13 protein-coding genes are annotated in these 15,954 nt (G+C 70.1%); 12 read left to right on the forward strand and 1 reads right to left on the reverse strand.

The annotated features are described in order from the left end of the window. Entirely contained in the window at positions 1-396 is a 396-nt protein-coding gene (locus ACIA8G_RS28670; RefSeq protein WP_396421788.1) for a DUF2752 domain-containing protein, read from the forward strand. Here ACIA8G_RS28670 and ACIA8G_RS28675 read toward each other — a convergent pair. After that, complete coding sequence (locus ACIA8G_RS28675; RefSeq protein ID WP_396421789.1) at positions 393-1,019, reverse strand: NINE protein; 627 nt, start codon at positions 1,017-1,019, stop codon at positions 393-395. The genes ACIA8G_RS28670 and ACIA8G_RS28675 overlap by 4 nt on opposite strands. 53 nt (positions 1,020-1,072) lie before the next feature. On the opposite strand from ACIA8G_RS28675, the gene ald reads away from it, so the two are divergent. The 11 genes from ald to ACIA8G_RS28730 all read left to right on the forward strand — a co-directional run bounded on the left by ald (position 1,073) and on the right by ACIA8G_RS28730 (position 15,896). Continuing rightward, a complete protein-coding gene (gene ald, locus ACIA8G_RS28680) occupies positions 1,073-2,143 on the forward strand; it encodes an alanine dehydrogenase (protein WP_396421790.1) in 1,071 nt (356 codons plus the stop codon). Then, positions 2,140-3,027, forward strand: a complete 888-nt coding sequence (gene xerD / locus ACIA8G_RS28685) for a site-specific tyrosine recombinase XerD (protein ID WP_396421791.1) — start codon at positions 2,140-2,142, stop codon at positions 3,025-3,027. The genes ald and xerD overlap by 4 nt, the downstream gene beginning before the upstream one ends. A 24-nt stretch (positions 3,028-3,051) precedes the next feature. Next, complete coding sequence (locus tag ACIA8G_RS28690; RefSeq protein WP_396421792.1) at positions 3,052-3,381, forward strand: ArsR/SmtB family transcription factor; 330 nt, start codon at positions 3,052-3,054, stop codon at positions 3,379-3,381. A 100-nt stretch (positions 3,382-3,481) separates the two neighbouring features. Next, positions 3,482-4,405 carry a ParA family protein gene (locus ACIA8G_RS28695; RefSeq protein WP_396421793.1) on the forward strand — a complete coding sequence of 308 codons (924 nt, stop codon included), beginning with the start codon at positions 3,482-3,484 and terminating at the stop codon, positions 4,403-4,405. Beyond that, on the forward strand, positions 4,402-4,743 hold the full coding sequence (locus ACIA8G_RS28700; protein ID WP_396421794.1) for a hypothetical protein: 342 nt from the start codon (positions 4,402-4,404) through the stop codon (positions 4,741-4,743). The genes ACIA8G_RS28695 and ACIA8G_RS28700 overlap by 4 nt, the downstream gene beginning before the upstream one ends. Continuing rightward, complete coding sequence (locus tag ACIA8G_RS28705; protein ID WP_396421795.1) at positions 4,740-5,567, forward strand: segregation and condensation protein A; 828 nt, start codon at positions 4,740-4,742, stop codon at positions 5,565-5,567. Before ACIA8G_RS28700 ends, ACIA8G_RS28705 begins: the two co-directional genes overlap by 4 nt. Next, positions 5,567-6,544 (forward strand): SMC-Scp complex subunit ScpB, encoded by a 978-nt coding sequence (gene scpB, locus ACIA8G_RS28710; protein WP_396421796.1) that lies wholly within the window; start codon positions 5,567-5,569, stop codon positions 6,542-6,544. Before ACIA8G_RS28705 ends, scpB begins: the two co-directional genes overlap by 1 nt. Beyond that, positions 6,537-7,271, forward strand: a complete 735-nt coding sequence (locus ACIA8G_RS28715; RefSeq protein ID WP_396421797.1) for a pseudouridine synthase — start codon at positions 6,537-6,539, stop codon at positions 7,269-7,271. Before scpB ends, ACIA8G_RS28715 begins: the two co-directional genes overlap by 8 nt. 160 nt (positions 7,272-7,431) lie before the next feature. Next, complete coding sequence (locus ACIA8G_RS28720) at positions 7,432-10,155, forward strand: hypothetical protein (protein WP_396421798.1); 2,724 nt, start codon at positions 7,432-7,434, stop codon at positions 10,153-10,155. 163 nt (positions 10,156-10,318) lie between these two features. Next, a complete protein-coding gene (locus ACIA8G_RS28725; protein WP_396421799.1) occupies positions 10,319-13,030 on the forward strand; it encodes a helix-turn-helix domain-containing protein in 2,712 nt (903 codons plus the stop codon). A gap of 118 nt (positions 13,031-13,148) precedes the next feature. Continuing rightward, positions 13,149-15,896 carry a helix-turn-helix domain-containing protein gene (locus tag ACIA8G_RS28730; RefSeq protein ID WP_396421800.1) on the forward strand — a complete coding sequence of 916 codons (2,748 nt, stop codon included), beginning with the start codon at positions 13,149-13,151 and terminating at the stop codon, positions 15,894-15,896. Positions 15,897-15,954: the final 58 nt, after the last annotated feature.

Below are 15,954 nucleotides of genomic sequence, written 5' to 3' on the forward strand. Positions count from 1 at the left end.
ATGAAGACGCTGACGGGTGCCCTCGCACGTTTGAGGGCACCTTTCGGCGTTCTTGCCCTGGGCGGGGCGGGTGCTGTGCTGCTGCTGTTCGTCGACCCGAACCAGCCCGGCAACCTGCTGCCGAAGTGCCCGTTCAACTGGCTGACGGGGCTGAACTGCCCGGCCTGCGGTGTCACGCGCATGGTGCACGCACTGCTGCACGGCGATGTGGTCGCGGCGTGGCACTTCAACGCCGTGTTGCTCGCGTTGGGCGTGCCGCTGGCGGTGTGGCTGTTCGCGCGCTGGACGCGGGACAAGTGGACCGGGGAACGGCGATCCGTGCCGAAGTCGGTCGGTGTCGCCGTTCTGGTGATCGCTGCTGTGTGGGGCGTGGGCCGGAACCTCGCGGGGATTTAGTCCCGCAGCTTGCGGCCCTGCGCGTCCGTGCCGCCGTTGACCAGGATGATGATCCCGTCGATCAACGACCAGATGCCGCAGCCGCCGCAGGTCAGCAGCTGGGCGACGGCGATGCCGACGTGGCCGGTGTAGAAGCGGCCGATGCCCAGGTTGCCCAGGAACAGTTGCAACACGCCCGCGGCGATCTTCGACTTGTCCGACAGCGGCACCCCGGTGATCGGGTCGTAGCCGTACGGGGCGGCCGGGTTCGGGTAGCCCATGCCGGGCGGGGCCATGCCGGGCGGGGCCATGCCGGGCGGCGGTGGCGGCATGTACTGCGGGCCGGTGGGCGGCGGCGGGTAGTACGGCTGGGTGGGCTGCGGCGCGAAACCGGGAGGCGGCGGCGGGACGGCCGTGAACGGCACCGACGGCGGCGCGAGGAACGGCGGGTGCGGCTGCGGCAGGTCGCGGAACAGCTCGGCGAGCTCGAAGTAGGACTGCGCGCCGGACGCGCGGTTCACCCGTTCCTGGTACTCGCCGATGTCGAGCCGCGCCATCGCGAAGTGGTCGTTGAGCGCGGTGATCGCCTCTTCGCGCTGCTGGTTGCCGATGCGCTGCTGCTCTGGCCCGAATGCGTCTGACACGACTGCGCACGTTATCCGATGCAGCAGATCGATATCGGGAATACGCTGCGACGATGCTGGTCGGTGTCCCAAAGGAGATCAAGAACCACGAGTACCGCGTCGCGATCACCACGGCCGGAGTGGTCGAGCTGGTCCGCCGCGGGCACGACGTGGTGATCGAGCACGACGCCGGGGCCGGCTCGTCGTTCCCCGACCACGAGTACACAGCGGCGGGCGCGCGGATCGCGGCCACCGCCGACGAGGTGTGGGCGACAGCGGACCTCGTGCTGAAGGTCAAGGAGCCGATCGAGCCCGAGTACCACCGGATGCGCCGCGACCAGGTGCTGTTCACGTACCTGCATCTGGCGGCCAGTCCCGAGTGCACGAAGGCGATCGCTTCGGCGGGGATCACGGCCATCGCATACGAGACGGTGCAGCTGCCGGACGGGTCGCTGCCGTTGCTGGCGCCGATGAGCGAGATCGCCGGCCGGATGGCGGCCCAGGTCGGCGCGCACTGCCTGGAACGCGCCCAAGGTGGCCGCGGCGTGCTGCTGGGCGGCGCTCCCGGTGTGGCGGCCGGCAAGGTCGCGGTGATCGGCGCTGGCGTGGCGGGGATGAACGCGGCCACGATGGCCGTCGGCATGCAGGCCGAGGTCATCGTGCTGGACAACAACGTCAACCGGTTGCGGCAGATCGACTTCACCTACCGCGGGCACCTGCAGACCATCGCGTCGAACGCCTACGAGGTCGAGAAGGCCTGTCGCTGGGCGGACCTGGTGATCGGCGCGGTGCTCGTGCCGGGCGCGAAGGCACCGAAACTCGTCAGCAACGACCTGGTGTCCCGGATGCGGTCCGGCAGCGTGCTCGTGGACATCGCGGTCGACCAGGGCGGGTGCTTCGAGGACACCCGGCCGACCACGCACGACGCCCCGACCTACCGCGTGCACGACTCTGTGTTCTACTGCGTCGCGAACATGCCCGGTGCCGTGCCGAACACGTCGACGTACGCGCTCACGAACGTGACGCTGCCGTACGTCATCGCGTTGGCGGACAAGGGTTTCTCGCGGGCGATCGCGGAGGACCCGGCACTGGCGAAGGGAGTCAACGCCCTTGACGGCGAGATCGTTCTGGAAGGGCTGGCGTGATAGCGGACTTCGTGGCGAGCTATCTCGACCACCTCGCCGTCGAACGCGGCACCGCCCGCAACACGCTCGACTCCTACACCCGCGACCTGCGCCGCTACACCGAGCACCTGGAGGCGCTCGGGATCACCGAGCTCGGCGCGGTGACCGAGGCGCACGTCAGCGAGTTCCTGGCGGCACTGCGGGAGAGCGGGCTGGCCGCGTCGTCGGCGGCGCGGACTTTGGTGGCCGTGCGGGGATTGCACCGGTTCGCGCACCGCGAGGGCGTGGTGCCGCACGACGCCGCGCGCGCCGTGCATCCGCCGTCGCCGCCGAAGAGGCTGCCGAAAGCATTACCCGTCAACGATGTCCTGACGCTGCTCGACACCGTGGTGAATCTGCGGGACAAGGCGTTGCTGGAATTGCTGTATTCGACGGGCGCCCGGATTTCCGAGGTCGTCGGGCTCGACGTCGATGACATCGATGGCACGGAACGCACCGTGCTGCTGGACGGAAAGGGCGGGAAACAGCGGCTGGTCCCAGTTGGACGGCCGGCGCTGGCGGCGGTGGACGCGTACCTGGTCCGGGCGCGGCCTGCGTTGGCGGCCAAGGGACGTGGCACCCCCGCGCTGTTCTTGAACGCGCGCGGTGGACGGCTCTCGCGGCAGAGCGCGTGGACGGTTTTGAAGACCGCCGCGGAGGAGGCCGGAATCACCGCTGTGGTGTCTCCGCACACGTTGCGACATTCGTTCGCCACCCATCTGCTCGAAGGGGGTGCGGACGTTCGGGTGGTGCAAGAACTCCTCGGGCATGCATCGGTTACGACCACTCAGGTGTACACACTGGTAACCGTTACGACTTTGAGGGAGGTATACGCAACTGCACACCCTCGGGCCACTGGAACATGAGGCTTCCACGGGTACGGTGGGTAGGTGCCGAACTTGGACGAGCCGTCCCCACAGGCCATAGATCTAGCCGCAGTGCTGCACGCGCTGAGCGACCCGACAAGGCTCGCGGTCGTTCGCCAGATCCAGTTGAGCGGAGAGAGGCTGTGCGGGGCTTTCGAGGTCGACGTCGCGAAGTCGACTCTCTCCCAGCACCTGCGCGTGTTGCGCGAAGCGGGCATCACACGCACCCGCTGCCGCGGCAACCAGCGCTGGGTGTCGCTGCGCCGCGATGACCTGGATCTTCTGTTCCCGGGCCTGCTGGACGTGATCCTGACAGCCGCCGATAGGCGAACACGGACGGATGTGCCCGCTTAACTCAGTCTTGACAAACACCGGCGAGGCGCGTTGCCGCTCGCACGGGTGCGGCCTAGGCTGCGCCCGGAGAGACGACTACGAGCAGTGAGGGACGCCAGTCATGTCGACACCGGAGCACGCTTTCGCGCCCCGTGCCGATCTGAGCTTGGCACCGCACGCCGCGCCGGTGGACGACGTCGCTCAGGAGCAGGTCGACGGCATCGGCCCCACAGGCCGCCCGCGCCGCCACTTCCCCGATCCGCCGCCGCTGCTGCACCACGGCCCGGCGAAGATCCTCGCGATCTGCAACCAGAAGGGCGGCGTGGGCAAGACGACGTCGACCATCAACCTGGGCGCGGCGCTGGCGGAGTACGGCAGACGGGTGCTGCTGGTCGACTTCGACCCGCAGGGCGCGCTGTCGGTGGGCCTCGGCGTGCACCCGCACCAGCTCGAGACCACGATCTACAACGTGATCATGGAGGGCGACACCAGCGTCCGCGACGTGATCCGCCAGACCGTGGTCGAGGACATGGACCTGCTGCCGAGCAACATCGACCTCTCGGCCGCAGAGATCCAGCTCGTGTCCGAGGTGGGCCGCGAACACACGCTCGTGCGCACCCTTCGTCCCGTCATCGACCACTACGACTACGTGCTGGTCGACTGCCAGCCCTCGCTCGGCCTGCTCACGGTGAACGCCCTCGCGGCCGCGGACGGAGTGCTGATCCCGCTGGAGTGCGAGTTCTTCTCGCTGCGCGGGGTGGCGCTGCTCATCGACACCATCGAGAAGGTCAAGGAACGGTTGAACCCCAAGCTCAACATCACCGGCATCCTCGCCACGATGTACGACCCGCGCACGCTGCACTCGCGCGAGGTCATGGCACGCGTGGTCGAGGCGTTCGGCGACATCGTGTTCGACGCGGTAATCAACCGCACGGTGCGCTTCCCGGAGACCACCGTCGCCGGTGAGCCGATCACCCGCTGGGCGCCGCGCTCCGCCGGTGCCAACGCGTACCGCGCGCTGGCCCGCGAGGTGATCGCCCGGTGAACCGTCGCCCATCGTTGCCGGGCGCGGCCGAGCTGTTCCGGCTGACCTCTGCACCGGCCATCTCCGAAGAGATCGCTCCTGCCGAGGTCTCCACTTCGGACGTCACGCCGCTGCAGCGGCGCGGCTCCGGCCGGACCAAGCACACCACGAAGATCACGGTGTACGTGTCCGACGAGGAGCTGCTGGCCCTGGAACACGCGCGTCTGGCGTTGCGCGCTGATCACGGGCTGGGCGTCGACCGCGGCCGGGTCGTGCGTGAGGCGATCGCCATCGTGCTGGACGACCTCGAGACGCACGGTGACGCATCGTTGCTGGTACGCAGGTTGCGCGAGCAGTGACCGAGGACCCACCAGCTGAGGTCGCTCCGGACGACGGCAAGTTCAAGGTCAAGCTGACGAACTTCGAGGGGCCGTTCGACCTCCTCCTGCAGCTCATCTCGCAGCACACCCTCGACGTGACCGAGGTGGCCCTGCACACGGTCACCGACGACTTCATCGCGCACATCCGCGGCATGGGCGACTCGTGGGACCTCGACGAGACCACCGAGTTCCTGGTCATCGCCGCCACCCTGCTGGACCTGAAGGCGGCCAGGCTGCTGCCCGCCGGCGACGTCGAGGACGAGGACGACCTCGCGCTGCTGGAGGCCAGAGACCTGCTGTTCGCCCGGCTGCTGCAGTACCGCGCCTACAAGCAGGTAGCGGCGCTGTTCGCCGAGCTGGAGCGGGGCGCGTTCCGGCGGTACCCGCGTTCGGTGTCGCTGGAGCCGCGCTTCGAGGGCCTGCTCCCCGAGGTCATGCTCGGCGTCACGCCGCACAAGTTCGCGCTGATCGCGGCGGCCGCGTTCCGGCCGAAGCAGAAGCGCACGCTGTCGGTCGAGCACATCCACCAGCACCGGGTGTCGATTCGCGAGACCGCGGACCTGCTGCGGACGTTGCTGATCGAGCGGGGCACCACGTCGTTCTCGGACATCGTCGCGGACTGCACCGAGACCATGGAGGTCGTCGCGCGGTTCCTGGCGCTGCTGGAGCTGTACCGGGAGAGGTCGCTCGCCTTCGAGCAGGAGGATCCGCTCGGGCCGCTGCAGGTGATCTGGGTCGGCGGGACGTTGGAGGAAGCGCAGGCGCAGGTGCACGCCGGCGACGAGGATGAGGACTACGGCTGATGAGCGAGCCACTGGTTGGGCCGGACTCGGCCGAGGTTTCGAACCCTGGACCCGCGTTTGACGGGGAGGGGGGTGCGGCGGAGGCTGCCGAAACGGCGGAAAGCGATGCGGACCCCACGGGGGTCCCCCCGGTTTCCAGTCTATCGGGCGGCACCGACGAAAACGGCACGTCAGACGGCGGTCCTGTGGACAACTCGGCGGCTGAACCTGGCGCCGACCCCGCGCCGGAGCCCGAGCTGGAGGCCGCCGAGCCCGAGTCCGCAGCCGAGCCCGAGCCCGAGCCCGAGCCCGAGCCCGAGCCCGAGCCCGACCCCGAGCCGGAACCGGACCCCGAACCCACCGACCTAGCCTCAGCCGAAGACGCCGCCACCCTGGAAGCCCACCTCCTGGCAGCAGCCCCCGAAGAGCCGATCGAAGACAGCGGCCTCCCCGACCTGACCGAAGACCAGGAATTCGACGCAGCCCTCGAATCAGTCCTCCTGGTAGTGGACAGCCCGATCGCCGAAGACCAGCTCAGCACCGCCCTGGAGCAGCCGGTGAAGCGGGTCAAGGAGGCACTACGTAGACTCTCCACCCGGTACACCGAGTCCGGCAGCGGTATCGATCTGCGCAGGGCGGGGGACGGCTGGCGGTTCTACACGCGGGACCGGTACGCCCCGTTCGTGGAGAAGTTGCTGCTCGACGGCCAGCGCGCGAAACTCACCCGTGCGGCTCTGGAGACGCTCGCGGTGATCGCCTACCGGCAGCCTGTCACGCGGGCGCGGATCGGGGCGGTGCGCGGCGTCAACGTGGATGGTGTGATCCGGACCCTGGTCGCGCGGGGGCTCATCGAGGAGACGGGCACCGACAGCGACACGGGTGGGATCCTGTACCGCACGACCGAACTGTTCCTGGAGCGGTTGGGGCTCTCGTCGCTCGCCGACCTGCCGCCAATCGCCCCGCTCCTGCCCGAAGTGGATGCGATCGACGATGTCTGAGAACGAGGGCGTGCGCCTGCAGAAGGTGCTCGCGCAGGCGGGTATCGCCTCGCGCCGTGCTTCCGAGGAGCTGATCGAGCAGGGGCGGGTGCAGGTCGACGGCCAGGTCGTGCGTGAGCAGGGCCGCCGGATCGACCCCGAGACCGCCGTGGTCCACGTCGACGGCCTGCGGGTGCAGATCCGCGAGGACGTCGTCACGATCGCGCTGAACAAGCCGTTCGGGATGCTCAGCACGATGGAGGACGACCTCGGCCGTCCGTGCGTCGGCGACCTGGTGCGCAGCCGCAAGGAGCGCCTGTTCCACGTCGGGCGCCTTGACGCCGAGACCGAGGGGCTGCTGCTGCTCACGAACGACGGCGAGCTCGCGCACCGGCTGATGCACCCGAGCTACAACGTCAAGAAGACCTACCTCGCCGAGGTTCCCGGGCCGGTCGAGAAGGGCCTCAACCGGAAGCTCAAGGCGGGCATCGAGCTCGAGGACGGGCCGGTCAAGGTCGACTCGTTCAAGCTCATCAGCACCGTCCCCGGCAAGGCGCTCGTCGAGATCGTCGTGCACGAGGGCCGCAAGCACATCGTGCGCCGGTTGATGGAGCAGGTCGGCTACCCGGTGCAGTCGCTGGTCCGCGTCGCGGTCGGCGAGGTGCTCCTCGGCAACCAGCGTCCCGGCGCGATGCGCGTGCTCAACCGCCAGGAAGTCGGAAGTCTCTACAAGCTCGTCGGTATGTAAGTAGTGTTGGGCCCCTCCGGCCCCGACAACCGGAGGGGCACCCTGGCGATCCCCCGATCACCACCTGCAACGAGAAACGCTACGGCGATGACGTTGTAAGGGGTCGGCAGTGCGCATTGAACAACACGGTGTAGACAATCGGTCTCAGGGGGAGATCGACATGCCACGCACCGAACGTCCACTGGACAGCGAAGACACGGAACTTGGCCGGTTCGCCGCCGATCTGCGCACACTGCGTGAGAAGGCAGGCAAACCCTCCTATCGCGCGCTGGGTTCACGCGCGCATTACTCGGCCGCCACGCTGTCGGACGCCGCGGGCGGCAAGAAACTCCCCAGCCTCGCGGTCACGCTCGCGTACGTCACGGCGTGCGGTGGCGATCCACAGGAATGGGAACAACGGTGGCGCGACATCGCCGCCCCGCCCGAGCCGACCGGTGAAGCCCCGTACGTCGGGCTCAAGGCGTTCCAGAAAGAGGACGCCGACCGCTTCCACGGCCGCGAGAACCTCACCGCGAAGCTGGTCCAGCTCACCACCGGACGCCGCTTCGTCGGCGTGTTCGGCGCGAGTGGCTCCGGCAAGTCGAGTCTGCTGCGCGCGGGCCTGCTCCCGCGGCTCCCGCAGGCCCTGATCTTCACCCCAGGCGTGAACCCGCTCGACGAGTGCGCCGTCCGGCTCGCCCAGCTGACCGGGCACTCCGCGGTGGTCCTGCGCTCGGAGCTCACCGACCCGGAGGCGCTGGGCCTGCTGGTCAAGCAGCACGACGAGCAGCTCGTCCTGGTGATCGACCAGTTCGAGGAGATCTTCACCCTCTGCGGCCAGGAGCAACGCGACTGGTTCGTCAAGGCGCTGACGAGCGCGCCGCACGTGGTCGTCGGCGTGCGCGCGGACTTCTACGGCCACGTCGGCCGCCACCCGGAACTGGTCGAGGCACTGGAAGGCGCCCAGCTCCTCGTCGGCCCGATGACCACCGACGAGTTGCGCCGCGCCATCACCGAACCCGCCCAGCACGTCGGTGCCACCGTCGAAACGGCCCTGGTCACCCGCCTGGTGGCCGACGTGGCGGGCCAGGCGGCGGCGTTGCCGCTGGTCCAGCACGCGCTGGTCGAAACGTGGCACCGCCGGCGCGGCATGACGCTGTCGCTGGCCGGCTACGAGGAGGCCGGTGGCGTCGAGCACGCCATCGCGCGCACCGCCGAGTCCGTGTACGAGCGGCTCACCGAGGAGCAGCAGCAGATCGCGCGCGGGATCTTCCTGCGCCTGATCGCACTGGGCGAGGGCACCGAGGACACCAAACGCCGCGCCACCCGCGAGGACCTCGACGCCGAGGTCCTCGAACACCTCGCGAACGCCCGCCTGGTCACGCTCACCGAGCAGCACGCCGAGCTCACCCACGAGGCGTTGATCCGCTCCTGGCCCCGGCTGCGCGACTGGATCGCGGAGGACCGCGACGCGCTGCGCGTGCACCACCAGCTCACCGAGGCCGCCGCGGCGTGGGACGGCGACCGTGACCTCCTCTACAAGGGCGTGCGCCTGGCCCAGGCCGGGGAGCTGAACCCGGACTCGCTCACCGAACCCGAACGCGACTTCCTCACCGCGAGCCAGGCGGACGGCCGCCGCCGCACCCGTCGTGCCCGCGCGGTGGTCAGCGTGCTGTCGGTGCTGGTCCTGCTGCTCGCCGGCACGGTGGTGTTCGCGGTCGACAGGGCACGGGAAGCGTCGAGGCGTGAGGGCATCGCCGTCGCGGTGTCTGCCGCGACCCAGGCCAGGTCGCTGATGGAGCTGCATCCGGACCAGGCGGTGCGTCTCGCCCTCGCGGTGCACGCGGTGGCGCCGAGCGAGGAGAACCGGGACCTCCTGCTCACCGCCGATGCCGCGGCTCGCCGCAAGAGGCTGGAAATCTCGCCGTACCGCGGGACGTTCTCGAAGATCACCGGTGGCCGGTTCTACGTGGCGTCCGACGGAAGGGACCCGGCCCAGGTGCTGTGGGATCTGCGTTCGAACGCGTCGCGTCCGCACCTGACCCTGTCCGGCACCCCGGTTTTCGCCAGTGACGACGACCGTCGCCTGGTCGTGAGCAGGGACGGGGCCGACGAACTGCTCGACATCTCCGATCCCGGTCAGCCGCGCAAGCTCGCGGAGGTGCCTGCCGCGCTCAAGCCCAGCGAGGCGGACGGGGGGCTGAACACCTTCGCGGGTCTCGTGCCGACCCACGGGGGCAGCAACGTCCAGCCGACGGTCTGGCGGTACGACGGCTCCGGTGGTGTGCGCGAGATCGTCGTGCCCGGCGACAGGCGCGCGCGAGACCTGAGGCTTTCCCGGGACGGTAGAACGCTCGCGGTGGCGCGGGAAGGCAGCGACGGGGTGGAGCTCTGGCAGCTCGACGGGGATGCGCCGCGTCTGGCCGGCAAAGCCTCGGCGAACCCCTCCGGGAACCCGGTCGGGTTCAGCCCTGACGGCAGGTTCCTCCTGATCGCGACGTGGTGGGACGGGTTCGTCCAGGTGTGGGACGTCTCCGATCCGGCACACCCGATGCGGTGGGCGGACCTGCCCCAGCAGCAGAACGCGGGCCTGAGGTTCGAGTTCTCTCCGGACAGCGGCCGAGTGCTGCTCGCGAACGATCGGAGTGCCCGCGTCTGGGATCTGCGGCACAAGAACTCGGCCGAGCAGGTCGCCGCGTTCGAGAACCTCTCCGACGACATCACGGGGATCGACTTCTGGCCTGCTAGCAACGAGTTCGTCGCGCTGCTCAGAAACGACACCCTCTGGCCGTTGCGCACCGATGCCGACCAGGTCGTGCGGGACATGTGCCTCGGCGGCGCCGCTCTGTCGGACCCGGAGTGGCGGAAGTACTTCCCGGACGTGGACCGCGTGCCGGTCTGCTGAGGTGGGGCAGCCGTGGGTGGCGGATGGATGGGCCACCCACGGCCACACCGGCGCCGGTTCGGGGCGAAAGCACCGGGTCTTCCCCGTTGGTCGACGTTAGGGCGAACGGGTTGTTCACGGTCATGTGTTGGCCGCTGAACAAAGTTCTCTGAACAATGGCGGGATGCCGAGACGGGAACGCCCTCTCGACGAGGGCGAGAGCGGCCTCTTGCAGTTCGCGGCGGAATTGCGCCGGCTGCGGGAGCGCGCGGGCAGCCCCACCTACCGGGAGCTGAGCCGGCGGGCGCACTACTCGGCGGCGGCGCTGTCGGAGGCGGCCGGCGGGCGGAAGCTGCCGAGCCTCGCGGTCACGAAGGCGTACGCCAAGGCCTGTGACGCCGACCCGGACGAGTGGGCGCGGCGGTGGCGCGAGGTCGCCGACACGCAACCGCAGCCGGACAACGACAGTCCGTACGTCGGGCTCGCGATGTTCCAGCCCGACGACGCGCCGAGGTTCTTCGGCCGCGACCGGCTCACCGCGGAGCTGCTGACCACCACAAACCGCTGCACCGGAGTGTTCGGCCCGTCCGGCGTGGGCAAGTCGTCGCTGCTCAGGGCCGGTCTCGTCGCCCACACGAAAGAACCGGTCCTGCTCTTCACCCCCGGCACGAACCCGGTGGAGGAGTGCGCTGTCGCGCTCGCCCGGCTGACGGGAGCGGACGCCGTCGAGCTCGCGGACGAATTGCGCGATCCCGCCGTGCTGCACCGCACGCACCGCACCCTCGTGGTCGTCGACCAGTTCGAGGAGCTGTTCACGTTGTGCCGCAGCGAGGAGCTGCGGCATTGGCTCATCACGGCGTTGACGACGTGCGCCAAGGTCGTCATCGGGGTGCGCGCCGACTACTACGGACACTGCGCCCGGTACCCGGAGCTCGTCGAGGCCCTGCAGGGCGGCCAGATCATGGTCGGTGCGATGACACCGGACGAGCTGCGCCTCGCCATCACCGAGCCCGCCGCGCACGCCGGTGCCAAGGTCGAGACGGCGTTGCTGGCCAGGCTGATGGCGGACGCGGTGGGACAGGCCGCGGTGCTGCCGTTGCTGTCGCACGCGCTCAAGGAGACCTGGCAGCACCGCCGCGGCATGACGCTGACACTGGCGGGTTACGAGGAGGTCGGCGGCCTCGACCACGCCGTCGCCCGCACCGCGCAGGAGGTCTTCGACGGCTTCACCAGGAAGCAGCAGGCGCAGGCGAAACGGATCCTGCTGCGGCTCGTCACCGTCGAGGACACGAAACGCCGCGCACGCAAGGACGAGCTGGAGGCCGACGAGGACGTGCTGCAGGCGCTGGCCGCGGCCCGGCTCGTCGTCATCGACCACGACGGCGTCGAGCTCGCGCACGAGGCGTTGATCCGCGGCTGGCCGACGCTGACCGAGTGGATCGACGAGAACCGCGAGAACATCAAGGCGCACCGCGAGCTCACCGATGCCGCGCAGACCTGGGAGTCCCTCGACCGCGACGCGGGCGCGCTGCTGCGCGGCCGCCGGCTGAAGAACGTGCCCACCGGCCTGGTCCTGAACTCCGCCGAACGCACGTTCCTGGCGGCGAGCCTCGCCGCGGAGGAAGAGGTGACGGTCAGCGCGAGAAGACGCACGCGCAGGCAACACCAACTGCTGGCCGCCCTGGTGGCGCTGCTGGTCGTCGCCGCCAGCACGACCGTCTTCGCCTTGCAGGCCACCAAGAACGCCGCCGAGCAACGCATCAACGCCGCCGTTCTGAAGGCCGCGGGGGAGGCGGCGGCGTTGCGTTCCACGAACGCCGCCCTGGCCCAGCAGATCGCGCTCGCCGCGTACCAGCTCGTGCCGTTGCCTCAGGCGCGCAACGGTTTGCGCCAGGAAGACGTGTCCTCCCAGCGGCTGCGCGCCGCCGACACCGAGGTCACCGCCCTGGTGGTGGGCCCGACGCAGCAACAGGTCGCCACCGGCCACCGCGACGGCAGGGTCCTGCTCACCGCACTGGACGACCTGCCGTCGCCGCGCTCCTCCCACGAGGCCACCAGGCACGCCGGTGCCGTCACCGCGCTGGCGATGGACGCGACGGGCGGCCTGGTCGCGTCCGCGGGCGACGACGGCACCGTCCACGTCGTCGACGTCTCCCTCGGCAGGCCCCGCGAACTGGCCATGATCCCGGCGCACGCCACCACGATCGCCTGGCAGGGCACCACTCTCGTCACCGGTGACGACGGGGTGCTGAGCTTCTGGACGGACCTGGGCTTCGACCGCCCCCGCCTGCTCTCCACCGCCCGGTTGGACTTAGGACCGTTGGCGGGCATGGCTTTCCGCCCCGACGGACACGTGCTCGCCGCCGTGACCGCCGGCCGCGCCGTGCACCTCGTCGACGTGACCGAGCCGCACGACGTCAAACCCCTCGCGCTGACCGAGGAGTTCGCCGGCAGCGCCCAGTTCGCCGGCGAGAACCTCCTCCTGACCACCGGCAGCACGTCCGTGCACCTCTGGGACACCACCGACCCGCGCAACCCGGTGTTGCGCGCGGAGATCCCGTCCGGCGGCGGCACCGTGACGAGCGCCCGGCTGAGTGCCGAACGGCTCGCGGTGGCCACGGACGACGGCCTCGTGCGCGTCTGGAAGCTCGACGACGGCGAACCGGTGGAGCAGGCGCTGCTGCGCGGTCACGCCGGCGCGGTCACGGCGGTCGGCCTCACGCCGAAGGGCGACGAGGTCATCACCGGTGGCGCGGACCGGTCCGTGCGGCTGTGGGAGCTCGACCCGCGCGATCCGGCGGTGCGCATCTGCGAGCAGGCCATTCCGCGGATGACCCGGGAGGAGTGGGACCGGTATTTCGGCGGCCTCGACTTCGCCCCGCCGTGCCGCCCCTGAGAAACGAATTAACTGTGCGGGGTTGGTCGATCACCAAGAGGTCATCCAGAAAAAGAGTGATTGGTGGGGTGTTAGACGGAGGGCGAACCTCTGATGGACAATCCCGCCGGGAGGCGGCATGCCACGAGGGGAAAGACCGCTGGGTCCGGAGGACACCACGCTGCTGCAGTTCGCCGGTGACCTGCGACGACTGCGTGACCGGGCAGGCAAACCGAGCTACCGCGAGCTCGCGCGGCGGGCGAACTACTCGCCGACCGCGCTGTCCGACGCGGCCGGTGGGCGCAAGCTGCCCTCGCTGGCGCTGACCCTCGCCTTCGTCAAGGCGTGCGACGGCGACCCGTCCGGGTGGACCAAGCGCTGGCGTGAGCTCGCGGCCGAGCACGCGTTGCCGCCGCAGCCCAACTCCCCGTACCCCGGCGCCGCCCCCTTCACCGAGCACGACGCCAAGCGGTACTTCGGCCGCGAGCACCTGGTCGAGCAGGTGCTCGAGTCGATCGGCTCCAGGCCGTTCACCGCGGTGTTCGGCGCCTCCGGGGCAGGACGCACGTCGCTGCTCCACGCCGGTCTCAAGCCCGCCCTCGACGACGCCGTGGTGATCACCCCCGGCGAGCACCCGCTCGACGACCTCGCCGCCGTCCTCGCGGAGCTCTTCGAGAACACCACACCCGAACAGCTCGCCAGGGAGTTCGCGGCAGACCCGGACCACCTGCGCCTGCGCATCCGGCAGCACCGGCCGGGCCTCGTCCTGCTCGTCGACGACTTCGAGGAAGCGCTGGGCCAGGACGAGTTCGTCAGCGCGCTCACCCGCTGCCCGCACGTGGTGGTCGCGGTCCGCGCGGACTTCCGGCGGCGTTGCCACGAGCGGCTCGCGAAGGTGTTGTCCGGCAACGAGATCACCATCGAGCCGATGAGCGCGGACCAGTTGCGGCGCGCCATCACCGAGCCAGCCGCGAAGATCGGCGCCACCGTCGAGACGGCCGTGCTGACCCGCCTGGTCGCCGACGCGGCGAACCAGCACGCGCTGCCGTTGGTGCAGCAGGCGTTGGTGGAGACGTGGCGGCGCAAGCGCGGCATGACGTTGTCGCTCGCGGGCTACGAGGAGGCGGGCGGTGTCGAGCAGGTCGCCGCGCAGGCCGCGGACGCGTTCTACGCGGGCCTCGACGAGGCAGACCGGAGGACGGTCCGGCAGGTCTTCCTGAGGCTGGTCTCCGTGCAGCGCAACGGGATCGTGCATCGCCAGGGCCGCAGGCTCGACATCGGGCAGGAGCTCGTCGGCCTGCTCGCCAAAGCCAGGCTGGTGACGCTCACCGAGGACGGCGCCGAACTCGCCCACGACGCGGTGCTGCGCTGGCCGCTGCTCACCGGGTGGGTCGCCGAGGAGGGCGAGAACCTCCAGACGCACCAGCAGCTCGTCACCGCGATCGAGCTGTGGGAGGCGAGCGACCGCGACCCGCAGGCGCTGTACCGGGGTGTCCGCCTGCGCAAGGCCAAGGAGCTCGGCGACTTCCTGACGGTGCCGGAACGCCGGTTCGTCGACATCAGCACCAGGCGCGAGACCCGGCGCTCGACCGCGCTGGTCGCGGTGGCGGCCGTGCTGGTCGCGCTGGTGCCGGGCACGGTCGTCTACGCGCTCACCAACGAGCGGAAGATCACCGAGCTGAACGACTGGCAGCTCGGCGGCAGGGCGGTGGCCGAGTCCGAGGCGATGCTGGAGCAGCGCCTGCCGTACGCGGACAAGTTCGCCCTCGTCGGCTACAAGGTCGCGCCGTCGCCGGAAGCCGAGAAGGTGTTGCGGCTGGCCCGCGCGGTGGCGCGCGGAATCCCGTTCACCGGCACGCCGAAGGACGACGCCGCAGTGGTCGTGGCGCCGCGTGGCGAGATGGCCGCGGTTACCGACGAGGACGGCACGGACCGGATGTGGGACCTCGACGAGGACCGCGCGGTGCCCGGCAAGAAGTTCTTCGACCACCACCGGGTGGTCAAGCTCGCCGAGCGGCGCGCGATCACCAAGGACCAGACGACCGGCCGGGAACACCTGTGGGCCGTCAGCAACGCTCAGGACCTCACCTACCTGGCGCCGCTGCCGGACCGGTTCCGGACCCTCGACTTCAGCGCGAACGGCTCACGGGTCGTCGGCAAGGTCGGCGGCCCTGTCGACATCGGCCCGCCGGCGCCGGGCGCGTCGGAGAGCGCGGTGCTGCTCGACCTCGGCATCCCCGCGCAGCCGCGCACGCTGCCGATGCCGGTGCCCCACCCGGAGGCCGTCGCGCTGAGCCAGGACGGCCGTGAGCTCGCCACCGCCGTCTGGGACGCGGCAGCCGGCATCTCGACCGTCGAGTTCTGGCAGATCGGCGGCACGGTCGAACGTGCGGTGGCGTTGCCGCCCCAGCGGGTCTACGTCCGCGGGCTCACCTACAGCGCCAACGGCCGATGGGTCGCCGTCGAGCACTCGGCCGAGTCGATCGTCGACGTGTGGCAGCGCGTGCCCAGCGGCACGCCGGTGCAGCGGGCGCGGCTCGGCAGCGTGGTGCGCGCCGGCGGCGGCGCCAAGGTCACGTTCGCCGACGACGACCGCGTGGCCGTGGTGCGTGACAACGTCTTCGAGGTCCAGCGCCTCCACCCGTCCGACCGGCCCGCGGAGCGGCTCGCGCACGTCGTGGGGCACGGTCGTTCGGCGCCCGCGGTGTACCGGCCGCAGAACCAGGACTTCCTGGTGCGCGGCGGCGGCAGCGATCCCGAACTGTTGCCGTACGACTTCGACACCGGCCGGATCATCAAGAAGATGTGTGAAAAAGACGGCGCCAGGCTCACCGACTCCGAATGGGTGAAGAGCTTCGGCGAAGTGGAGCGCGTAGAGGTCTGCTGATGCGCCGCACAAGTGTGGGAAACAACCTGGAGTTGAGTCAGCACGCATTGTGATTGCG

The sequence above is a fragment of the Lentzea sp. NPDC051213 genome (genome assembly GCF_044455585.1).
GTDB lineage: Bacteria > Actinomycetota > Actinomycetes > Mycobacteriales > Pseudonocardiaceae > Lentzea.

Coding starts and splice junctions, on each gene's coding strand:
- ACIA8G_RS28670 (WP_396421788.1), top strand. CDS start 1: ATGAAGACGCTGACGGGTGCCCTCGCACGTTTGAGGGCACCTTTCGGC.
- ald (WP_396421790.1), top strand. CDS start 1,073: ATGCTGGTCGGTGTCCCAAAGGAGATCAAGAACCACGAGTACCGCGTC.
- ACIA8G_RS28695 (WP_396421793.1), top strand. CDS start 3,482: ATGTCGACACCGGAGCACGCTTTCGCGCCCCGTGCCGATCTGAGCTTG.
- scpB (WP_396421796.1), top strand. CDS start 5,567: ATGAGCGAGCCACTGGTTGGGCCGGACTCGGCCGAGGTTTCGAACCCT.
- ACIA8G_RS28715 (WP_396421797.1), top strand. CDS start 6,537: ATGTCTGAGAACGAGGGCGTGCGCCTGCAGAAGGTGCTCGCGCAGGCG.
- ACIA8G_RS28720 (WP_396421798.1), top strand. CDS start 7,432: ATGCCACGCACCGAACGTCCACTGGACAGCGAAGACACGGAACTTGGC.
- ACIA8G_RS28725 (WP_396421799.1), top strand. CDS start 10,319: ATGCCGAGACGGGAACGCCCTCTCGACGAGGGCGAGAGCGGCCTCTTG.
- ACIA8G_RS28730 (WP_396421800.1), top strand. CDS start 13,149: ATGCCACGAGGGGAAAGACCGCTGGGTCCGGAGGACACCACGCTGCTG.